Genomic DNA, 18,083 nt, shown 5'->3' on the forward strand with positions numbered 1-18,083 from the left:
TTCGCTGTCCCATTTACGATACCCCATACTTTTTTGCCTCCATTTTCCAGAGGCTTTATTCTACCAATTTCTGCTATAATCTTATATGGGAGCAGTATACTTTCCCTTTCTTCTTAACTTTTGTTACATTTACAAGATTAACTAAAACCTTGCGCTCAACGAAACTCTATTATTTACTTCGCTACTACAACACTGCCGGTGACCATCTTGCCGTTTGCGCGGAACTGGTAAATATATACGCCGTTAGCGACGGGCGTGCCGTTGTCGTCAGTACCGTCCCAGCCGGATGGATTGGATATACGCCGTACCACTCTACCCGAGAGGTCACAGATTGTTACGTCCACAGTTTCTTCGCGTCCCTGCGCTAGCCGTATATTGAGGTACCGGAAAAGGCCGCCAAACACGGCGGTGTCGTTCCGCCCGTCATGGTTGGGTGTAATAAGTTTTTCGTTGGGTTTAAAGTTTATGTTCGCAATCTCGGCTTCTAACGACGCAACTGACATGTTGTTGCCGGAAATACTGGCATTCGCGCTGGGTTGTGAAACTATTGGCAACACAACCTTAGACTTGCCGTTGAGAACAACGGTTGCGGCGCAAATGTTACCGGTAATAACGCTTTCCCCGTCAAGCGAGATGTCGTATTGCGGAGCGTAAATGGTCCCGGTGATTGAGCTTGTACCGTTGACTGAGAGTTTGTTCGACTTCCCGTCAGGGTCGTAGCAGTACAGTACCACTGCGGCACTGGTGTTGCCAGGGTTAAGTTTTGCGGTTGTGTCCACCGCAACTTTGCCTGCGACGAAGATGCCAACGTTACCGGACGTGTTGCCTATCTCCAGTATGGCAGTGCCCGTAAGTTTTATGCCTGTGAAAAAGTACGTACCCGATGTAAGCGTCAGTTTGTCGCCTGTGGTAATTACTAACGTGCCGGTTTTGTCTACGGGGTTCAATCCTTTGGCGGTGAGGCCGAGGTTGGCATTATCGTTGGTTTGTTGTATCACAGGGTATACCGCAGCGAGGTTAAGCGTTGTGGTGTTCACCGGAACCGTGGACAGCGTTACCGTACCCGTGATACTCGTGTTCTTTCCCACTTGGTTAACACTTCGCGCTGTTACATCGCCGGCAACCGCGCTTGTGCCGGTAAGGGTTAGTTCGTTGCCGGTGCGGACCGTACCTGTTACTCCGCTGGAACCGTTGAGTTTTACGTTGCCGGAACATGTCAACGCGGTGGTTGTAAAGTTCAGGACTGTAATGGTTCGCTGGTTAACGGGTTCCGGGATCGTTACGTTGTCTATGCTGTACCATTTTATGGTATGCGTTCCTTCGGGTAACGAAATATTGGTTGTATACCGTTCATACGCATTGGAGTCTATGGAGTAATACGTGGTTGCAACGCCCGATAACGTGTCGGTACTTGTCAACACAACTTCTACATCCGTACCAATAACGGTTTGACCAAGAAGGGTGTATATTGCCGTACCAGAATACCCTGCCTGCGTTACCGGCGGGGTGGTGTCTACTGTGATATTGCCGGATTTAAGGGTTTCTACGTTCCCTACGTTGTCGATTGAATAGTACCGCAATACAACCTCTCCTTCGGTGGTAAACGACAACGGGGTTTCGTATTTCGCGTATTCAGTGGAGTTTGTAATGGTGTACCATGTTTCCTTAACGCCGGACGCTACGTTGTTTACAACCGTGTCCTCCGCTGTTATTGATACCAACGTTGTGCTTGTGACAAATACCCGGGTACCGGAAGTATAGCTCGGCGTGCCCGGCACGGCAACGCTTACCGGCGGGGTGAGGTCTATTTTAATAATCCCGGTTTGCGGTTGTGATACGTTCCCGCTTTTGTCCACAGCAGTGATTATGTAGGTGTATATGCCCGTGGGAACCACGGCGCCGCTGTTGTCTTTCCCGTCCCATAACTCGGTGTTTGTGCCCAGTTCGCGTTTCACATTATCTGCCAACGTGCGTATAAGGTTGTCGGAAGAATCGTATATTGAGATACTGAGTTTCGGGATGTACGCGGAATAATTGTCACTCAATGTATAGTTTATCGTTACGGTATCAGTAATCCCATCATTATTTGGTGAAAAAATAGTTGGCATACAATAGCTGCCTATTACCTGCGGCGGATCGTCGTCGTAACATGTTAATATTGCATATAACGACAACGACATTATTTCCGCAACTATTTGATGGTTTGTTATATCAACGTACTGATGCGGTATTTCTTCCCACGAGTTTGCCTGTACGTTAAATTTGCATATTCGCATCTTATAACCGTAATAATCCGGGTTATACTTGAATATAATTGTCGCCGGTATTGTAAAAACTGTACCGTCCGGCTGAATATCGTAAATTTCGCTTTCTAAATACTGGTTGCCATAAGCCCTTAGCATATACAACGCATGCTCGACTTGCGGGGTGGTTATATCCGTTGACGAAATCGTAACTATCGGAACGCCGGGGTAATACAGTTTTAACATTGTGTCATTACTGCTCACACATGATATATTCTGGTCAACAACCATAATCGTACCGGTTGCGGGAGCAGTTTTGTTTGTCCCTTCACCGGCTATCATTTCATAACGGTATACTCCTTCACGAACCGCAGTGCTGCTGATGTCGTTACCGTACCAAATGTAATAGTAAGTAGTACCGGCACAAATCCCGTCAACTTTGTCATGCCAAATTATGTTGTGCTCGCTATCCATAACTCGTATATTCATCATAGTAGCCGTACCCGACGGCAATAATACGCTATAACTTATTGTAACACTGTTCTCTCCTTTACTACGATCCAACGGGCTGTCATCCCAAACGTTTAAGAGGGGTATATCACAATTAATCTCAACCGCGTTTGGTTTACGTTCTTCTACAACCGGTTCATCCGGACAATAACTTTCTGCTGTAATCACTATTTCATACTTGCCGTTTGGCAAACACTGCCCGGCGGTATCTTTGCCGGCCCAATCAATTTTGTGTAAACCACCGGATTGTGCATGGTTTTGTATAATTGCGGTACCGTTTATCATTACATTTACGCTGCGGCATGGTTCTGTAAGTTCATAATATATTGCCGTTTGCTGCCCTAAAGACGGATTAAACACTTTTGGCACAACACCGAAATTGCGGATTGCCAACACGTGGTTGTTTAATACCGCGTTTACGGTTGAAGCAGTAGTATTCCCGGCTTTATCATACGCTTTCACCATAACTACAGCCGGGCCGTCAATTTCACACAACGAGTCCCATGTACAGGTTTGCGTGCATCCTACCGACCCTACCGGCTGTACCGCAGGGTTGTTTATTGTGTAATACAGTTTGTCATTGATGTAGAACTCAAGTTTCGCGATTGCCAGGTTGTCTACCACCTGCGCTACAATACTGACTATACCGGATACTTTGGCGTTCGGCAACGGGGTTTGTATGTTTACCACCGGCGAGGTTTTGTCAAGTTTTATGCCGGTAAGCGTCCTATGGGGTTCAGTGTTGCCCAGGTTGTCTACACTCCAGTATTCCAGCGTGTTATTCTCGTGTTCCTGCGTTACAGTTACACAAGTACCGGTACTTACCGGACCAGCGTTAAGGCAGTAGTAGGACTGCGAGACTCCTGAGTATGTGTCCACCGCAACCAACGGGAACGCAAAGTCCTGCTTATGCCACTGGTTGTCGTACCCGGCAGTTGTTACGGGCGGAATGTTGTCCAGTTTTACTGTTGAAGATTTTATGAGTTCTGTGTTGCCTGCGTTGTCAACACTGCGGTATTCAAACGTGTATTCCCCGTCAGTGCCTGTTAAATTGTACGAAGCTGTGTAGTCCTGCCAGATACCGTTGTTCAACCGGTATTGTACCTGCTTTATTCCCGACGCAACTTCGTTCACTACCGGATCGTTCGCAGTTATTGTCCACAGGGTTGATGTGTTTATATACTCGTTGTATCTTGGCAAGCCTATCGCCAACTCGCTTACGGGTAACGTGGCATCTACGTAATACGGGCCGTAATCCGTAGTCCCGTTTGACAGGCCGTCACCGTTAAAACTATTCAAGTGCAAGTACCATTTACCATCGCTGGTGAGCTGGTAGTCAAGCGCGCCGGAGGGCCATTTGTATTCTGTACCAACCCATTCATGCGTATTGTTTCCGTCCCAAACAATGCCATAATATTCTATGCCGCCTGAGCCGAACCCGCGGAGGTTGGTAAATACAATACTACCGGTAGAACAGTATGTCCCCTCAGGTTTGTCGCTTGCCGCCAACGGAGGCAGGGATAACGTATATCTCAAGCATTCTATCCCGCTTGTTTCTACGCCGTCGTAATTGCGGTAATATCCGGTGTATTTATAAGGCGTATTCGCCGCGAAGCCAGTAGCGGCGTAATTGTTGGACACCTGCCAGTCAGAACTTGTCCCGCTGGAAGTACAGACGAACCTGTAGCCCGACTGCCCGGCGGTATCATTTTGGAACTTTGGCAGCGATAGGCTTAATTCCGAAGTCGAGACGGCTACCATATCCATGCTTATAGGGTTATCGCACAGGGTATATTTGGATTTTATTTCAGTATATTCTGTCGGGACTCCGTCCCCGTTGTAGTACCTGGCTTTGTAGCCGTACTCCGTGTTTCCCAAAAGGCTTGTATGCGTATATACATAGGTTCCCACAAGCGATACCGTAGAACCGCCTACGTTGACAAACTCGCAGCCGGTCTGGCCCAAACTACAGTTTTGCGGAGGTGTTATTGTCAGGTTCAGTTGATTATTCGTTGTTGCAGTAACAACAAAATCGGTTTCTTTTGGCGTACTTAACAGCGTATATTTTGAGGTCCACGTACTGCTTGATTGGTTGCCTAACCAATCGCGGGCTATGCTTTGGAACTCGTACTTCGTGTTTTCCTGCATGTTGTTACAGGTTATGTAATTATCGCCCCACGCGCGGGTGTACGTGTCAACGTTACATACAAAAGAATACCCGGATACCGTGTCTATCCCGACGCCATAACCGTCATCCATAGACGCATGGACAATCATACTGTTTACAGTTATATCTGAATATACAGGGACGGTCGCTGTACCGGGGCCGGTATTGTCTAAATACACGGTCAGTACTATATGCTGCGATTCATTGCCAAGGTGGTCTATAGCATAATACTCTACCGTATGTACGCCGTCGCTGCTGGATGATACAGTGAATTCATAAAGTTCCTGTACTGCACCGCCTTCAGGAATAATATCGTTGCCGTCAACTTTAATTATCACTTGCGCAACACCGCAGCCGATACCGTCAGTTACTGCTAACGTCAACGGCGTAGTTGACGTAATCCATCTTATACCGGAATCCGGTGTTATATATTGCGGCTGCCCAATGTCTAAATTACATACAGGAGGAGAGATATCCAGGTAGGTAACAAAAAACTTTGAGGGTTCAAGGTTACCCACGTTATCCCTGCTGCGGTATTCCGCTACATACAAACCCTGTTTGCGTTCAATATACAATGTTATACTGCCCTCAGCGCCTGTATTGCCTAAAAGGTCGACAGCGCGATATTTAAAATCGTACGCACCGGGCTGGTTGAACGAAATACTGTTTTCTATCTCATGCCAACTGCTGTTGTTGACATTGATTTCTATTTTTGCTGCGCCTACCGCAGATTGGTTTACTGTTATGTCTTCCATTATTATCGTAACAGGAACACCTATAAGTACCTGCGCGGGGGATGTTAGGCCAACCTCATGGCTGTCTATTTTTACTACCGGCCTTGAAACCGGGCCTGTTGCATCAATAAATACTGCATGGGACTTCACTGTCTCCCAGCAACCGGATGTGTTTTTACTGTGGAACGATATTATATGTTTTCCTTCTGATAAACCAAACAAAGTATCAACTGTATACTCCTGGAACGGCGCGTTATCTACCGCGTATTCCGTAAACATTACCCCGATATTATCTTTTGCTACAAGTTTAAACTGGGTATCAATTGAAGCATAATAGTTGCCGTTGATTACTGTTTGTGTCCCGCCAACTACTTCTAACGATGTTTCCGGCGCCTGGACGCCCGTTTTGCCTACCAAAAAGTCCTGAATTGTGGTTTCGCCTTTAGTAACACGTACGCCGCCGATTATGCGGGTTTCAAGTGCCCAACTATAAAACGGGGTACATTTAAGTTCATACACGCCTTCCTTCAAACCGAAGATTTCGTAGTGTCCATTCTCGTCTGACATAGCGCCGATATCGCCGGGATGCGCGATTATGTCCGCATATGCTACTGTATAACCGTCAATATCTCTAATCGTACCCGCAATTTTACCAGGAGTGCTTAAAATTAGGTCACAGGTTGTTGTCTGGCCGGGTATTACCTGGACTGTTTTCCGGTCAGGGGCAAGCGAAGTATTGTCATAAAGATGTGCTACCAGCAAATATTCGCCGGCACTTACATTTTCAAACGTATACGTCAACGAGCCTTCACCCATACCCATTGGGTCGCCTATTTCCTGGGTACCTATTTTTTCAAGTTCTACCAATGACCAGTCTGTATAAGTCTCGCCGGTTTCGTATTTAACACTGCCTGTGATTGTTCCGCCTTCCGTAACTCCTATTGTTCCAATATCTGTAGTTTGGTGGCTGGTTATCTGTATTCCTGCAACAGCTTTTTTGCCTAAACTCACAGGTTCACAGTACAAGTCGTACGTGCCTTCAAGGATATCGTTTATGGTAAACTCGCCGGATGACGATATATCTGTTTCAACACTGCCTTCAGTACCGCTGACTACCAAATGTGCAGCAGTACCCTGCCCGTCGGGGCCCACCAGTTTGCCGGTCAATGTTCCCGCATCGTTCGTCTGGCCGATAACAATGTTTGTAGTAGTAGTCTCGCCTTTGTTTACTACAACATTATTCACTGTAGCAATATCTTTTTCCTGTTCATACGGATCATTAAACTCATCTCCGGGATCTACTATAATGATTGACACTACTATTTTATAAGTCCCTGCGCGTAACCTATGGAAACAATAACTGCCATCCGATGGGTTGGTCCATATACTGCCCCACTCATCAACACCCCTAAATGTTACTATTGCAGATAATGGCAGGTTATCTTTGTCCTTCACAGTTCCCGTTATAGTACCACCCAAAGGCAGGATTATGTCTAACGTAGATTGTTGTTTGGGGTAAATGCGGATACCGTTTATCGTAGTTGAGCTTAAGTCCAGTATTTCCTCCGGCGGATGCGCGGTAATTGAAAATATTTTGCTTGTCGGCAATCCCTGGATGGTGTACATGCCGTTTTCGTCAGTAGTAGTTTCTGTATAAAAATCATAACTTTCGGCAAGGACGCGTGCCTGGGATATTAAGTTGTTTTGTTCGTCCTTTACTACGCCACTGACAGAACTTGTGTACGTCAGTTTAATGTTTTTCTCTTGTATCACGTTCTGCTGAATTTCTATCCCAAGTTCTGTTGACATCAGGCTCGACCCGTCCGGTGGAATGAAGTTGTAAGTATAGTACCCGGGGCTGTGTTCTATCCTGTACGCACCGTTTTCATCTGTAGCAGTGATATACTGCCAGTCCATCATTGCATCGTCGTAGAGATAAATGTTTACTCCACTTACAGGAGTATTCAACTGGTCATACACTATACCCGCAAAACCTGTCGGCAGGATTCTGTCCATTATAACATCTATACGGTTACCGGGATAGCTCTGGGTTTGATTGCTAAGATAGCCAAGTTCCCCCGGGGGATTGTAATAGATTTCGTACCAGTCAAATACGTCAGTTGTGATGTAATACCATCCATCCGAGTTTGTTATTGCAGGAGGACATTCGTGTTCCATATCTTGACTTATTGCACGTACTTCCACTCCCGGGATAGGGTTGCCCTGGTCGTTTCTTACATATCCGCAGAGAACGTTGGGCGGGACTTCGTTATTATCCCCTTCCGGGTCAGGGTTAAACGGGCCGGCGTACGTCACCCAGCTGGAACTGCCGTTGATACGGTATTCAGAGTTTCTTATGCCCGTCGCGGGTTCGCCGGTATCTTCAGCAGTTAGCTCATACAACGTATCGCACGTAATCCAATGTTTCGTACCGTCGTAAAACAATGGGCCTTTGTTTAAACTGTGCACTGTCACCGGCGAAGTGGTATCCACTATTACTTCCATCGACTGCCAGGACTCTTCGTTGCCTTCATTGTCTATACTGCGGTAACGGATCATATGATTGCCGGCAAGGGTTAAACTAAATTGTGTGGAATATACGTATTGTTCGCCGTCAATTTCGTATTTTGTTTCCCTTACCCCAATACCTGCTGAGTCACCAACCACGCGTAAATCGTCGTTTGTGGACAATAAAAATGTTGTTTCGCGGCCTACATACAATTTACCGTTAGGATTATAACTAGGCCCGGCATAGCTTAATACCGTACGTGGAGGCAGGATGTCGTAATTGATAAAAAACGCGGTGGCCGTTGATGAACCTGTGTTACCAAGCCAGTCAACAGCAATGACCGTCAAATGCCACCAACCCGGGTGGAGTTGAGAAAAATCGGTAATTGCCTGCCCATTTGTTACAGGTATACGGTTGAGCTTCCCTTCGTCTTCAAGATAGCACGTGCTTTGCGGCGAAGAGTCGTAGTTGTCTGCAAGCGTAAAGTCTATATTCAACGAATCACGGCCCCAGGTATAATGCCCGCCGGGCAACGGCGAGTTTATCGCTATATTCGGCGGGGTTTTGTCCAACTTTATCCCTGTCAACGTCTTGTGCGGTAATTCTTCGTTTCCAAGGTTGTCTATGCTCCAATATTCCAAACTAATATTATCTCCATCAAGGGTTATCTTCGGTTGGCCGTCTTTACTCACAGTTTTTATCCCTAACCGCTGATTGTTTATTATCAACACCCAATTAGTTTCTTTCACACCGGATAATGTGTCATTAGGCACTAGAGGGATTTCAAAATCGGCGTTATGCCAAACATCGTCGTACGACGATACGGCGGTTACCGGCGGGGTGGTGTCCAGTATAACTGTCATACCGGCTTCCTGGCTCGTGTTGCTCAAGTAGTCCGTCGCATAGTACTTGATTTCATGCTGGCCATCTGCAAGGTTTAACCCGTTGACGCCAATTACCTGCGTACGCAGCTCTTCAGGAGTCAATGCGCGGAAACATACTAACACATCGTCAAGCGCGCCGTTATAATAGTTTTGTCCGGGACATTTTGCGCCAAACATCATATTTCTGTCGTTATCCTGGACAGTAAAATTGGTTGTCATCCGTGCTTCTTCGTTGCCGTTGACATACAAAACGAATTGCTGGGCCTCACGGGCATAGGACATCGCAACATGCGTCCATTGCCCTGTCGGCACACGTGTATTTGAGGTTAGTTTAGAGAATCCTTGTGCGCCAAGCCACGCTTCGATTTTGCCGTCCTCGCGGAGTTCAAACTTAAAATGGCTGGGGCTGCTAATGAAATACGCGTTCTCGCCGTCAGGGCGTGCACCGGTACAGTTATACGTCACAGGGTTTATCCATGCGGAGACCGTAAATGATAAATTGGGAAGCTGCATCCACGAGTCGCTACTGTTTATATACACGCCATCGTCAATACCGTCAAACTTATACGCCGTACCGTATTTACCGGCAACGCTTTGCGGAGTTGAATATATATAAGCAGTCATACCTTGCCCCGAAGCATCTGTTACCTGGTTATCGTCCAAATGCCACGCGCCGCATGCGTCCGGTACGGTTTCTATTACAGGCACTATCGTATTGCCTAAACTAAAACTGCCGGTATATAACGTACCGGGCGGCGGAGCGTTATCTGCACGGTAATATACCGCATTTACGCCGGAACCCGTTGCGCCGTCATTGGAAGACAATACGAACTGCGTGTTTGTATTAATATACGTTTGCTCTACGGCCTGGAAATTATCGCCTGTCAACACTAGCGACGTTTGCGGGGCGGTGTTGTCCAAATACAAATGTTCAAGTACTGCAGGTAGTTCCTGGTTGTCAAGATTGTCGATTCCCGCAGAGGATAGTTCGTACTCCCCATCGGAAAGATAGGATGATAGCGATACCTTTACTGTCGGGGTGTTATATTCTGTACCTGAACTTTTTTCAGCGCCGGTACTATCTTTTACTTTCCACCACAACGATTTTATGCCGGAATTCACGAGCCCCGCACCGGTGGGGTAATCGAGAGATTCGAGTTCTATCTGCGTCTGGCTTGTCACATAATAATTATTAACTTTCCCGGGAATGTTCAACGGTATAAGATGCCCGGGGTTCGGGCTAAAGATATAACCCGCAACCAACGCACGGCCCAGAAGCGTCAACGTGCCGGTTGCTATGTCGTAGTATGCGCTGGTAGGGTCTTGAAGAACGGCGGGGTCTATCGTTACGCCCTGCCATTCGGATGGCAAACTTTCCTGCGGGTCAACTACAAAGTTCGGCCCTGTAATATTTTTTACCAGCGTTACCGGCGCACGGTTGTCCAACGCAACGTTCGTTGTCTTAACAGGTTCCACGTTTCCTGCATGGTCTATGCTGTTATAGTTAATAGTTGTTACTACTCCCGGTTTAATCAGTTTATTTGTGTTATAGTGTTCCGTGATTTCAAGCTCCGTTAACGAGCGGTTATATACCGCAACATCATCTATCACGCCTTTATACCAATTACTTCCGTGGATTGAATCATATCCTATATATAACGGCGAGTTGTTGGTACCTATGGGCCCGGCGTAGTATTGGCGGGCATCAGTTTTCTCTTGCCCGTTGATATATATACGCTTGTACCCGTCGCCGCTGGCAGAGACGCTTTGCCAAGTTACTACCACGTGGTTCCACTCATCCGGCAGCACGCCGGTACTGTTATTACTTGTTTCCGGAGGAGTTATAGTAAACATCGCAACATTATCCGGTGCACCATTATCCGCTATGATACGATAAAACAAACTGTATCCAGGGATGTTATAGTGGCCGAGTTTGTACAATAAATCGCTGTATACAAACGGCGGGATGAGTGACGGTTTAAACCATATTTCCATAGATATGCCTGTTGTGAAATCAAGCAACGAAGAATCGTTGATAACGACCTTATCGTCTGTGCCGTCAAACACCAGGCCTTTACCCCGGGGTGTGGTTTCCAACACCGGAGCAGTGTCTTGCCCTTCAATCACGCCGTCGTTGTTATTGCCGGAATCGTCAATAACTGTGACACCACTGATGTTATCAAAGGTCCAGAGGCCGACACAGCCGTCTGGAACATTATAGCGACCGCCAAACAAATTTCCTGCTTGTATCGGGTTAACGTACGGCTGCCAGTCTGCTATAAGATAAGTATCGGTGTTTATCCGATATTGCGTCGTTGCCACTCCTGTTCCTAACCCATCGCCTAGTGTTACCAAATCGTCTATTGCCGATAGCGTTGCTGTTGTATTGATAGTGATGTAAGTCATAACACTAGATTCATACTTAGGGTCGTTAAAACTCAGCGTGGTCCTCGGAGGTTGTGTGTCCATATATTTTATTACCACTGACTTTATTGGTTCAACATTATCAACATTATCAATGCTATGGTAAAATATTGTATGGGTCCCCAAGATGACCATATTTTCAGAATCCATCTTAAACCAATCGCTTGAGCTTACTTTTATCCAGTTAGTGCTATCATCAATGAGATATTCGCTATACCTGATTCCCGACGCATAATTTCCTGTGTCTTCGGCTATAATATTGAATACTGTTTGTGAAGCTATCCAAATAACGTCATCCGGCGATACGTACCATGGGCCACTGCACGTAATCGATGAAACCGGAGAATCAACGTCAACTATCACTTGTTTAACAAAAGTCGTAATATTACAAACATAATCTTCAGCAATACATTCCAAACTATATTCGCCCGGGTCAGGCAAATTATAATCCCCTAAATAATCGCTCCACCCATTTTCATCTATTCGCCACTTCATTAATTTTAAGCCTATCCCAGTATCCAGTGCCGATAATTTAAATATTGTAGAAGAACTTATATATATACTGTCATTAACTGAGAACGAAGAGCCCGTAATAACAAAACTCACTTCCGGCGGCGTATGATCCTCAGGCGAAGTGTTTACTACCGCTACATATATTTTTGTAGACGACGAGTTGTCCAACTGGTCGCATGCAAAGGCTTCTATGGTATAAACCCCGTCTTGGTATTTAGAACTGTCCCAGTGGTAACTACAATCCGATCCAACAGATTCGTACTTGAATACTCCGTTCACAAAAACCAGTATTTTTTTGACCCCGCACCCTGCGTCACTGGCATTCACGTTAATATCTATTGCATCTCTTACAAACGCGCCGTCTGCGGGGCTTGAAATATGTACAATGGGGCCGGTGTTGTCCAAAATAAAGGATGTTGCTTTTATGGATTCCATATTACCATTAACATCCCGGGCTTTGTATACCAGAGTGTGCGTACTTTCGGTAACTGTAGATAAGTATTCTTGGGCGTAACTCGTCAATTCGTACAAATTTCTTTTTGTCTCATAGTATCCACTCGCAGTGGAAAAGGTTAATTCATACAGCGTATTCTCGGGGTGGCCATCAATACTATATATTAATTCATTAACTCCTATCCCGACCCTATCATTTGCAAGTACTGCATCGTCAGTACTTGTAAATACAAATTCTGTATCGCTACGGACATAAGTATTGCTATCCGAAACATATTTAGGAGCGCTGATATATACATATGTGCTCGGAGGAAAAGTGTCCTTGACGATTTCAAACGGAAGGCTGCTAAGCGATGAACTGTTACCTGCATAATCAGCTGCAGTTATATCTAAAGTCCAAGTACCCGGGAATAAGGAAGAAGCGCTTATTATTGTAAAAGACGTTACGCTTACATAACTCGGGGAAGAAGATTCTGACAAATATGCCGTTACTTTATTAAAACTTATCCCAACGTTGTCGGTTACGCTAAAATTACAATTGATATTATCTTTTCCTATAACATACCTGCCGCCTTGGGGCGAGTTTATCGTTATCACCGGTGGTTCATTATCGGTGGGAAGCGTTAATATCTCGAACTCCGCCGTAGTAGACGAGGTATAGTGTCCAAACCAATCATGGGCTACTACCGTAAACGTCCAGCTGCCAGTACTAAGGTTTGTTACGTCTATTTCATCATTTTGTACCACCAACCTCTTGGAGCCATCGTCCAATTTTGTAAGGTACGCGTAATACATTGGCGACGGGTCGTAGTCTATAACCATATAGTTAACTTTCAAGGTGTCATGTCCTTGGAAATACCGTTCCCCGCCAGTAGGCGAGAACATAAACACTTCAGGAGGCGTGTTGTCTAATACAACGCTAAGCCCTTTAGTATCTTCCATATTATTTACATTATCCGCACCAAAATAAGATATCCCGTAATAACCATCCGGGCCGGTTATATTAAACGTACTCTCGTAAAAATTCCACCAGTCATAATTATCTGTAATATAATAAATCCCGTTTACACCCGACGGTAACATGCCTCGGTCTGCCGACGTTATAGTAAAACTCGTTTCGGAAGTAATAAAAACATTATCGTATCTGTATATTACCGGACTGCTTACAAACAATTCGCTTTCCGGCGGGGCGGTATCTATCAATATATTAAATACTTTTTCAGGTTCTATATTGCCTACATTGTCAACGCTTATACACTTTACAGTGTGCTGTCCTTCATCAGTGTAACTTACTGAGGTAATGCCACAAACATATCCCGCAGAATCTATATCGATTTCAGCGCGGCATAATCCTGATGAAACGCCGTTAAATACAGGGTCGGTACTTACAAAAACAAAAGTTGTGTTCCACCCATTACCAAAATATTTTTCGCCGTCAAAATACCAATCGCCGATATTGTTACATTGCGTTTCCGGCGGGTGGGTGTCTATATACACTACCGTAGATTTTACGATTTCATAATTACCGGCGTTGTCTACGCTATAATACTCTATTTTATGCACATTTTCATCCGGTTCAAACGGGGCGGTGTAGACAGCCCAGCCCGGATTGTTGTCAATACGGTACATTATAGATGCTATACCAGAGCTTAAATCTTTTACTACGTGCGTAGGCTCGTAAGCAGTGAACTCAAACTGTGTAGTACTTGAACAATAAACGGTTTGTCCTATGTAAAATTGCCGGCCATTTATTAACTTCAAATCTGTAACCGGCGCAATGGTATCCGCTGTGGACAACAAAAGCGCATACAATCCTGGTGAAGATATTCGCGATTTAACATAATTATTTTCAACGTTTATATTTAACATCGGTATCTTATTCCATACGTTTTGGTGATACCGGTAAATGTTTAGTTCGGATTCTACTGAAGGCAACCCGATGTCGGTATAGTAAAAAGTTAGTTCGCCTGACGGTATGATCTCGGCACTGTTAGGTTGAATATTGTATAAATGACTAAATACAAACAACCCGCCGGTGGTCGCTGAAGTAACAGCTTCTGTACCAAGTGTGGTTGTAGTAGATTCTTCAACTATACTGACTTCCGCAGGTTCACTACCTATTTTGGCCATTAAATATCTTATATTTACAATAGAATCCGGGCTTTCAGCGTAAAATAGCGTTGACGTACTTACAACTCCGGACCAGGACGAACTATTATTTGCCCTATCAATAGCACGGATCTGGAAATAGTTTATTTCTTTGTCCGATACCGGCACAGGCGTTATTTCAGCTACGCCACATACCGTATTTGTGGATAACACAAGTATGTTAGTATCCGGTACTTCACCATTGACCAAGTACGTAGAATATTTTATTTGGTACCGCCCGTTCCGTATGTCGCCTACAGTACCATCAGCGCCGGGGGAGGTCCAGGTAAGTATTATGTTATCAACACCCGGGGTAACAACTAAGTCCGTAACCGTCCCAGGAGGGACTGCTACCGGCGTTGCCGTTAGCAGAGCCTCCGGAAACGCGCTTTCGTTACCTGCGTAGTCCACCGCAGTTACTGCATACTGGTAAGTTACACCGTTCTCAACGTTCTCATCAACAAAAAACGGTGTGGTTATCAACTCCGTATTTTTCTTTACCCAGTGCGAAGCGATGGATGCATATACAATACACCCTGCAGGGTTGGCATCCAAAGGAATAGTAAAATCTATTGTCACACTGTCATTACTTGCGGTTACTGTTTGGTTTTCAGGGGTTTGAGGCGGCACAGTGTCCGGTGTATGTTCCAACCGTATATCATCTACTATCGGGGATATATTATTTGAAGTTGTAGTTAATACAACCTTTTTTTGGATATACCGCCGATGGGGCGACGTGATGTCAACTAAAGTGTTTATTGGGACACTGCTATATTCTGCCCACGGTGACCACGTATTATCATCAGGTGTTGAAACGTTACCGGTTCTCGTTTGCAAAGATACTGAAGTGCCAGACGGGGTTGCGCCATTCCACATTATTTTGTCCCAGTTATCGCTACGGCCGGCATCTATTACTGTAGAAATGAATACGCCTTCTAAACCGTTGGATTGTCCAGGGCTCTGCAGTTGGTCGGGCGAACATAAACCGTTTGTGTACGCAAAATAACTCCAGTAGCTTTCATGTGTTTCACTAATAGTATTTTCTCCGGATAAAGTAAATTTATAGTAATTCGCAACACCCACGTCAAACCAAAAATCACTTTGTTTTACTCCGTCTACGTATAACCCATTGAACCCATTGTAATTACCCCAACTACCTCTTACTATACGATAAGTATGTTCGACACCCGGGGTTATATCAAACCGCGTGTAAGTATAACGAGGCATTTCACCACTGCTGCCTTCAAAAACCGCATAGTCTTTAAAGATATTTAAACTAAAATGCGTTCCTATTCCACTATCCCTAAAATAATGCACATGATATGTTATGTCATTTCCTAACACTATCTTGCCAGAAACGACTTTTACCCGGATTTCTACTGTTAACGGCCTACCATCAAATTGACCATCAACTACTTTCGGACTGTCATGAAACGAAATGGGTCTTCCATCTTTTATATCCTCATAACCAACACTTCCTTTTTTGTAATATAACCTCGTTTGGTCGCCAATCTTCTCAATAGGTTTCTGGTTATATGCAACAGGTATAACATCGGTACAGTACGTAAAACTTGACGGCCAGTATATTTTGTTCCACCACAAAATTTTCATGCTGCCCGGTTGGTTGATTGTGTCTATATTTGTCAACACGCTGCCTGGCTCCATAAAGTCTGGTTGTTTGGTTTCCAACTCGTGTATAGAGTCTACTTCAAAATCGTAGGTTGCAACGTTGCCCTCTTTGTCCCATGCTTTGATATATATAAAACCTTTGTCCGGCAAGTTGGTAACACTGTACGTATGGCTTTGCCCGTAATCTGTATAGTCAGGATATGGCGGTATCGCTTCGCCGGTATCTGGATTGTCTTTCCTTACTTCTATCTTGTCAATCCCCTCTCCGTAATCACCGTCGTTGACCGCGATACTCACGTCTTTATATGCGGTTACTTCGCCGCAGTCAATTATTTTGCCTGTGCCGTCCCGTACCTCAACAACAGGCGGGCATAAGTCTTTAACCGTAAAAATGTACTCGCAAAGGTTTTTAGCCTTGTCCCACACCTTAACACGGATTTGTCCTTCGGTTATCGTGTGAACTAAACAAGTAATGGTAGGAAATTCATTATAGTCATAATCGTCGAAGGTCTCTTGGTATATGCATTTGCTGTTATTATCTTTATTTTTCCAAACTTCTATCTCGGCTATCCCGGAACCCGTAGGGTCGTCGCTTAATATCAAACATACCGTCGTGGATTCTGTGAGGTTGTTTTTTATATCGCTATATTTACTCGTATCATAATATATCTTTTCCTCACCTTTCGCTTCTTTTACCTGCACCTTTGGTTTTGTGGTGTCTATCTTAAACTGGTGCAGGATATCGGGAGACGTTGAGTTGCTTTCATATTCTGTTAGGTCTTCGTCGGGATCAATTGGTGAATTGTCAAGTCCACGAGCAAAAATACTTATGTAATTACTATCGTCATAGTCAGAACCATGATTTTGGGGAATTGTATATTTCCCGTACCAAGTATAGTTGGTATAATTTATTGTTTTCCATCCGTTTGTCCCACCGGCGGGCTCGAAATATTTTGCTGAATAAGGAAGTTTACTGAATGAAATTTGATTTGAGTCGGTTTTCATTGGAGTGTCAAAAATAACTTTGATTGTTACTTCCCCATCCTTAACAGGTTCGGAAATAGGTTCAATCAATTGGTCAGTGTCATAACTATGATAAGCATGGTATTTGATTTGAGAATTTTGTTGAATTTCTACATATTTTGCAATGGGCGAATCGGGAATGTGAAAATATGTTACATATATGGGATATTCTCCGGAATCATAAGTTTCATTTTTATTTACATCAAGATATCTTATTGCAGATTTACCATTATTTAACTTAACTTCCCCACCAATATGTATACTTAATCTTTCATAACATCTATTATCAGTGTGAGCATTATATAACAAATCTCCATTCGCAGATTTACCTGTTATTATTACCGTATGATAATATTGTTTATTAGGCACTGAAAAAGAAACCACATCTCCTTCACGCAAATTTGATGGTGATGTCGTTTTTACAAAATCAATAAGGTTTTGTTCAGTTCTCTCATCATTCAAATAAGTATAATCGACTGTTGTCTTTATAGCTCCGTGATAATTTTGCAAAGCACCGGGCATATCAGCTGTTCTAATTACACAACCCTTGTCATCAACCAATGATGCTTGATTAGAAGCAAAACGCAATCCCCCATCTCTTAAACATTGCGATACGAAATTCGTACAATCTCCACCTTCATTTTCATAGTCATAATATTTGATTATATTCCGACTATACGCCCAATTGTCAGCATAATTTACCGATTTTATGCGGTCATCCCAATTTCTCAGCGATAGTGACCTCAAGTTAGGTACCTAATTAACTATTAAGGAACTAGTACCATCACAGGGGGTACCCCCTGTGGCGCGAAAAACAAAAACCGGGTATAATAAATACCCTAAGGA

The 18,083-nt window shown here is 44.4% G+C and carries 1 protein-coding gene; it reads right to left on the reverse strand.

All coding sequences use genetic code 11. The features are described from left to right. Window positions 1-173: 173 nt before the first annotated feature. A complete protein-coding gene (locus WC955_10375) occupies window positions 174-17,984 on the reverse strand; it encodes a LamG-like jellyroll fold domain-containing protein (GenBank protein MFA5859458.1) in 17,811 nt (5,936 codons plus the stop codon). Between the last annotated feature and the right edge of the window lie 99 nt (window positions 17,985-18,083).

The sequence above is a fragment of the Elusimicrobiota bacterium genome (assembly GCA_041658405.1).
In the GTDB taxonomy this organism is placed as follows: Bacteria; Elusimicrobiota; UBA5214; order JBBAAG01; family JBBAAG01; genus JBBAAG01.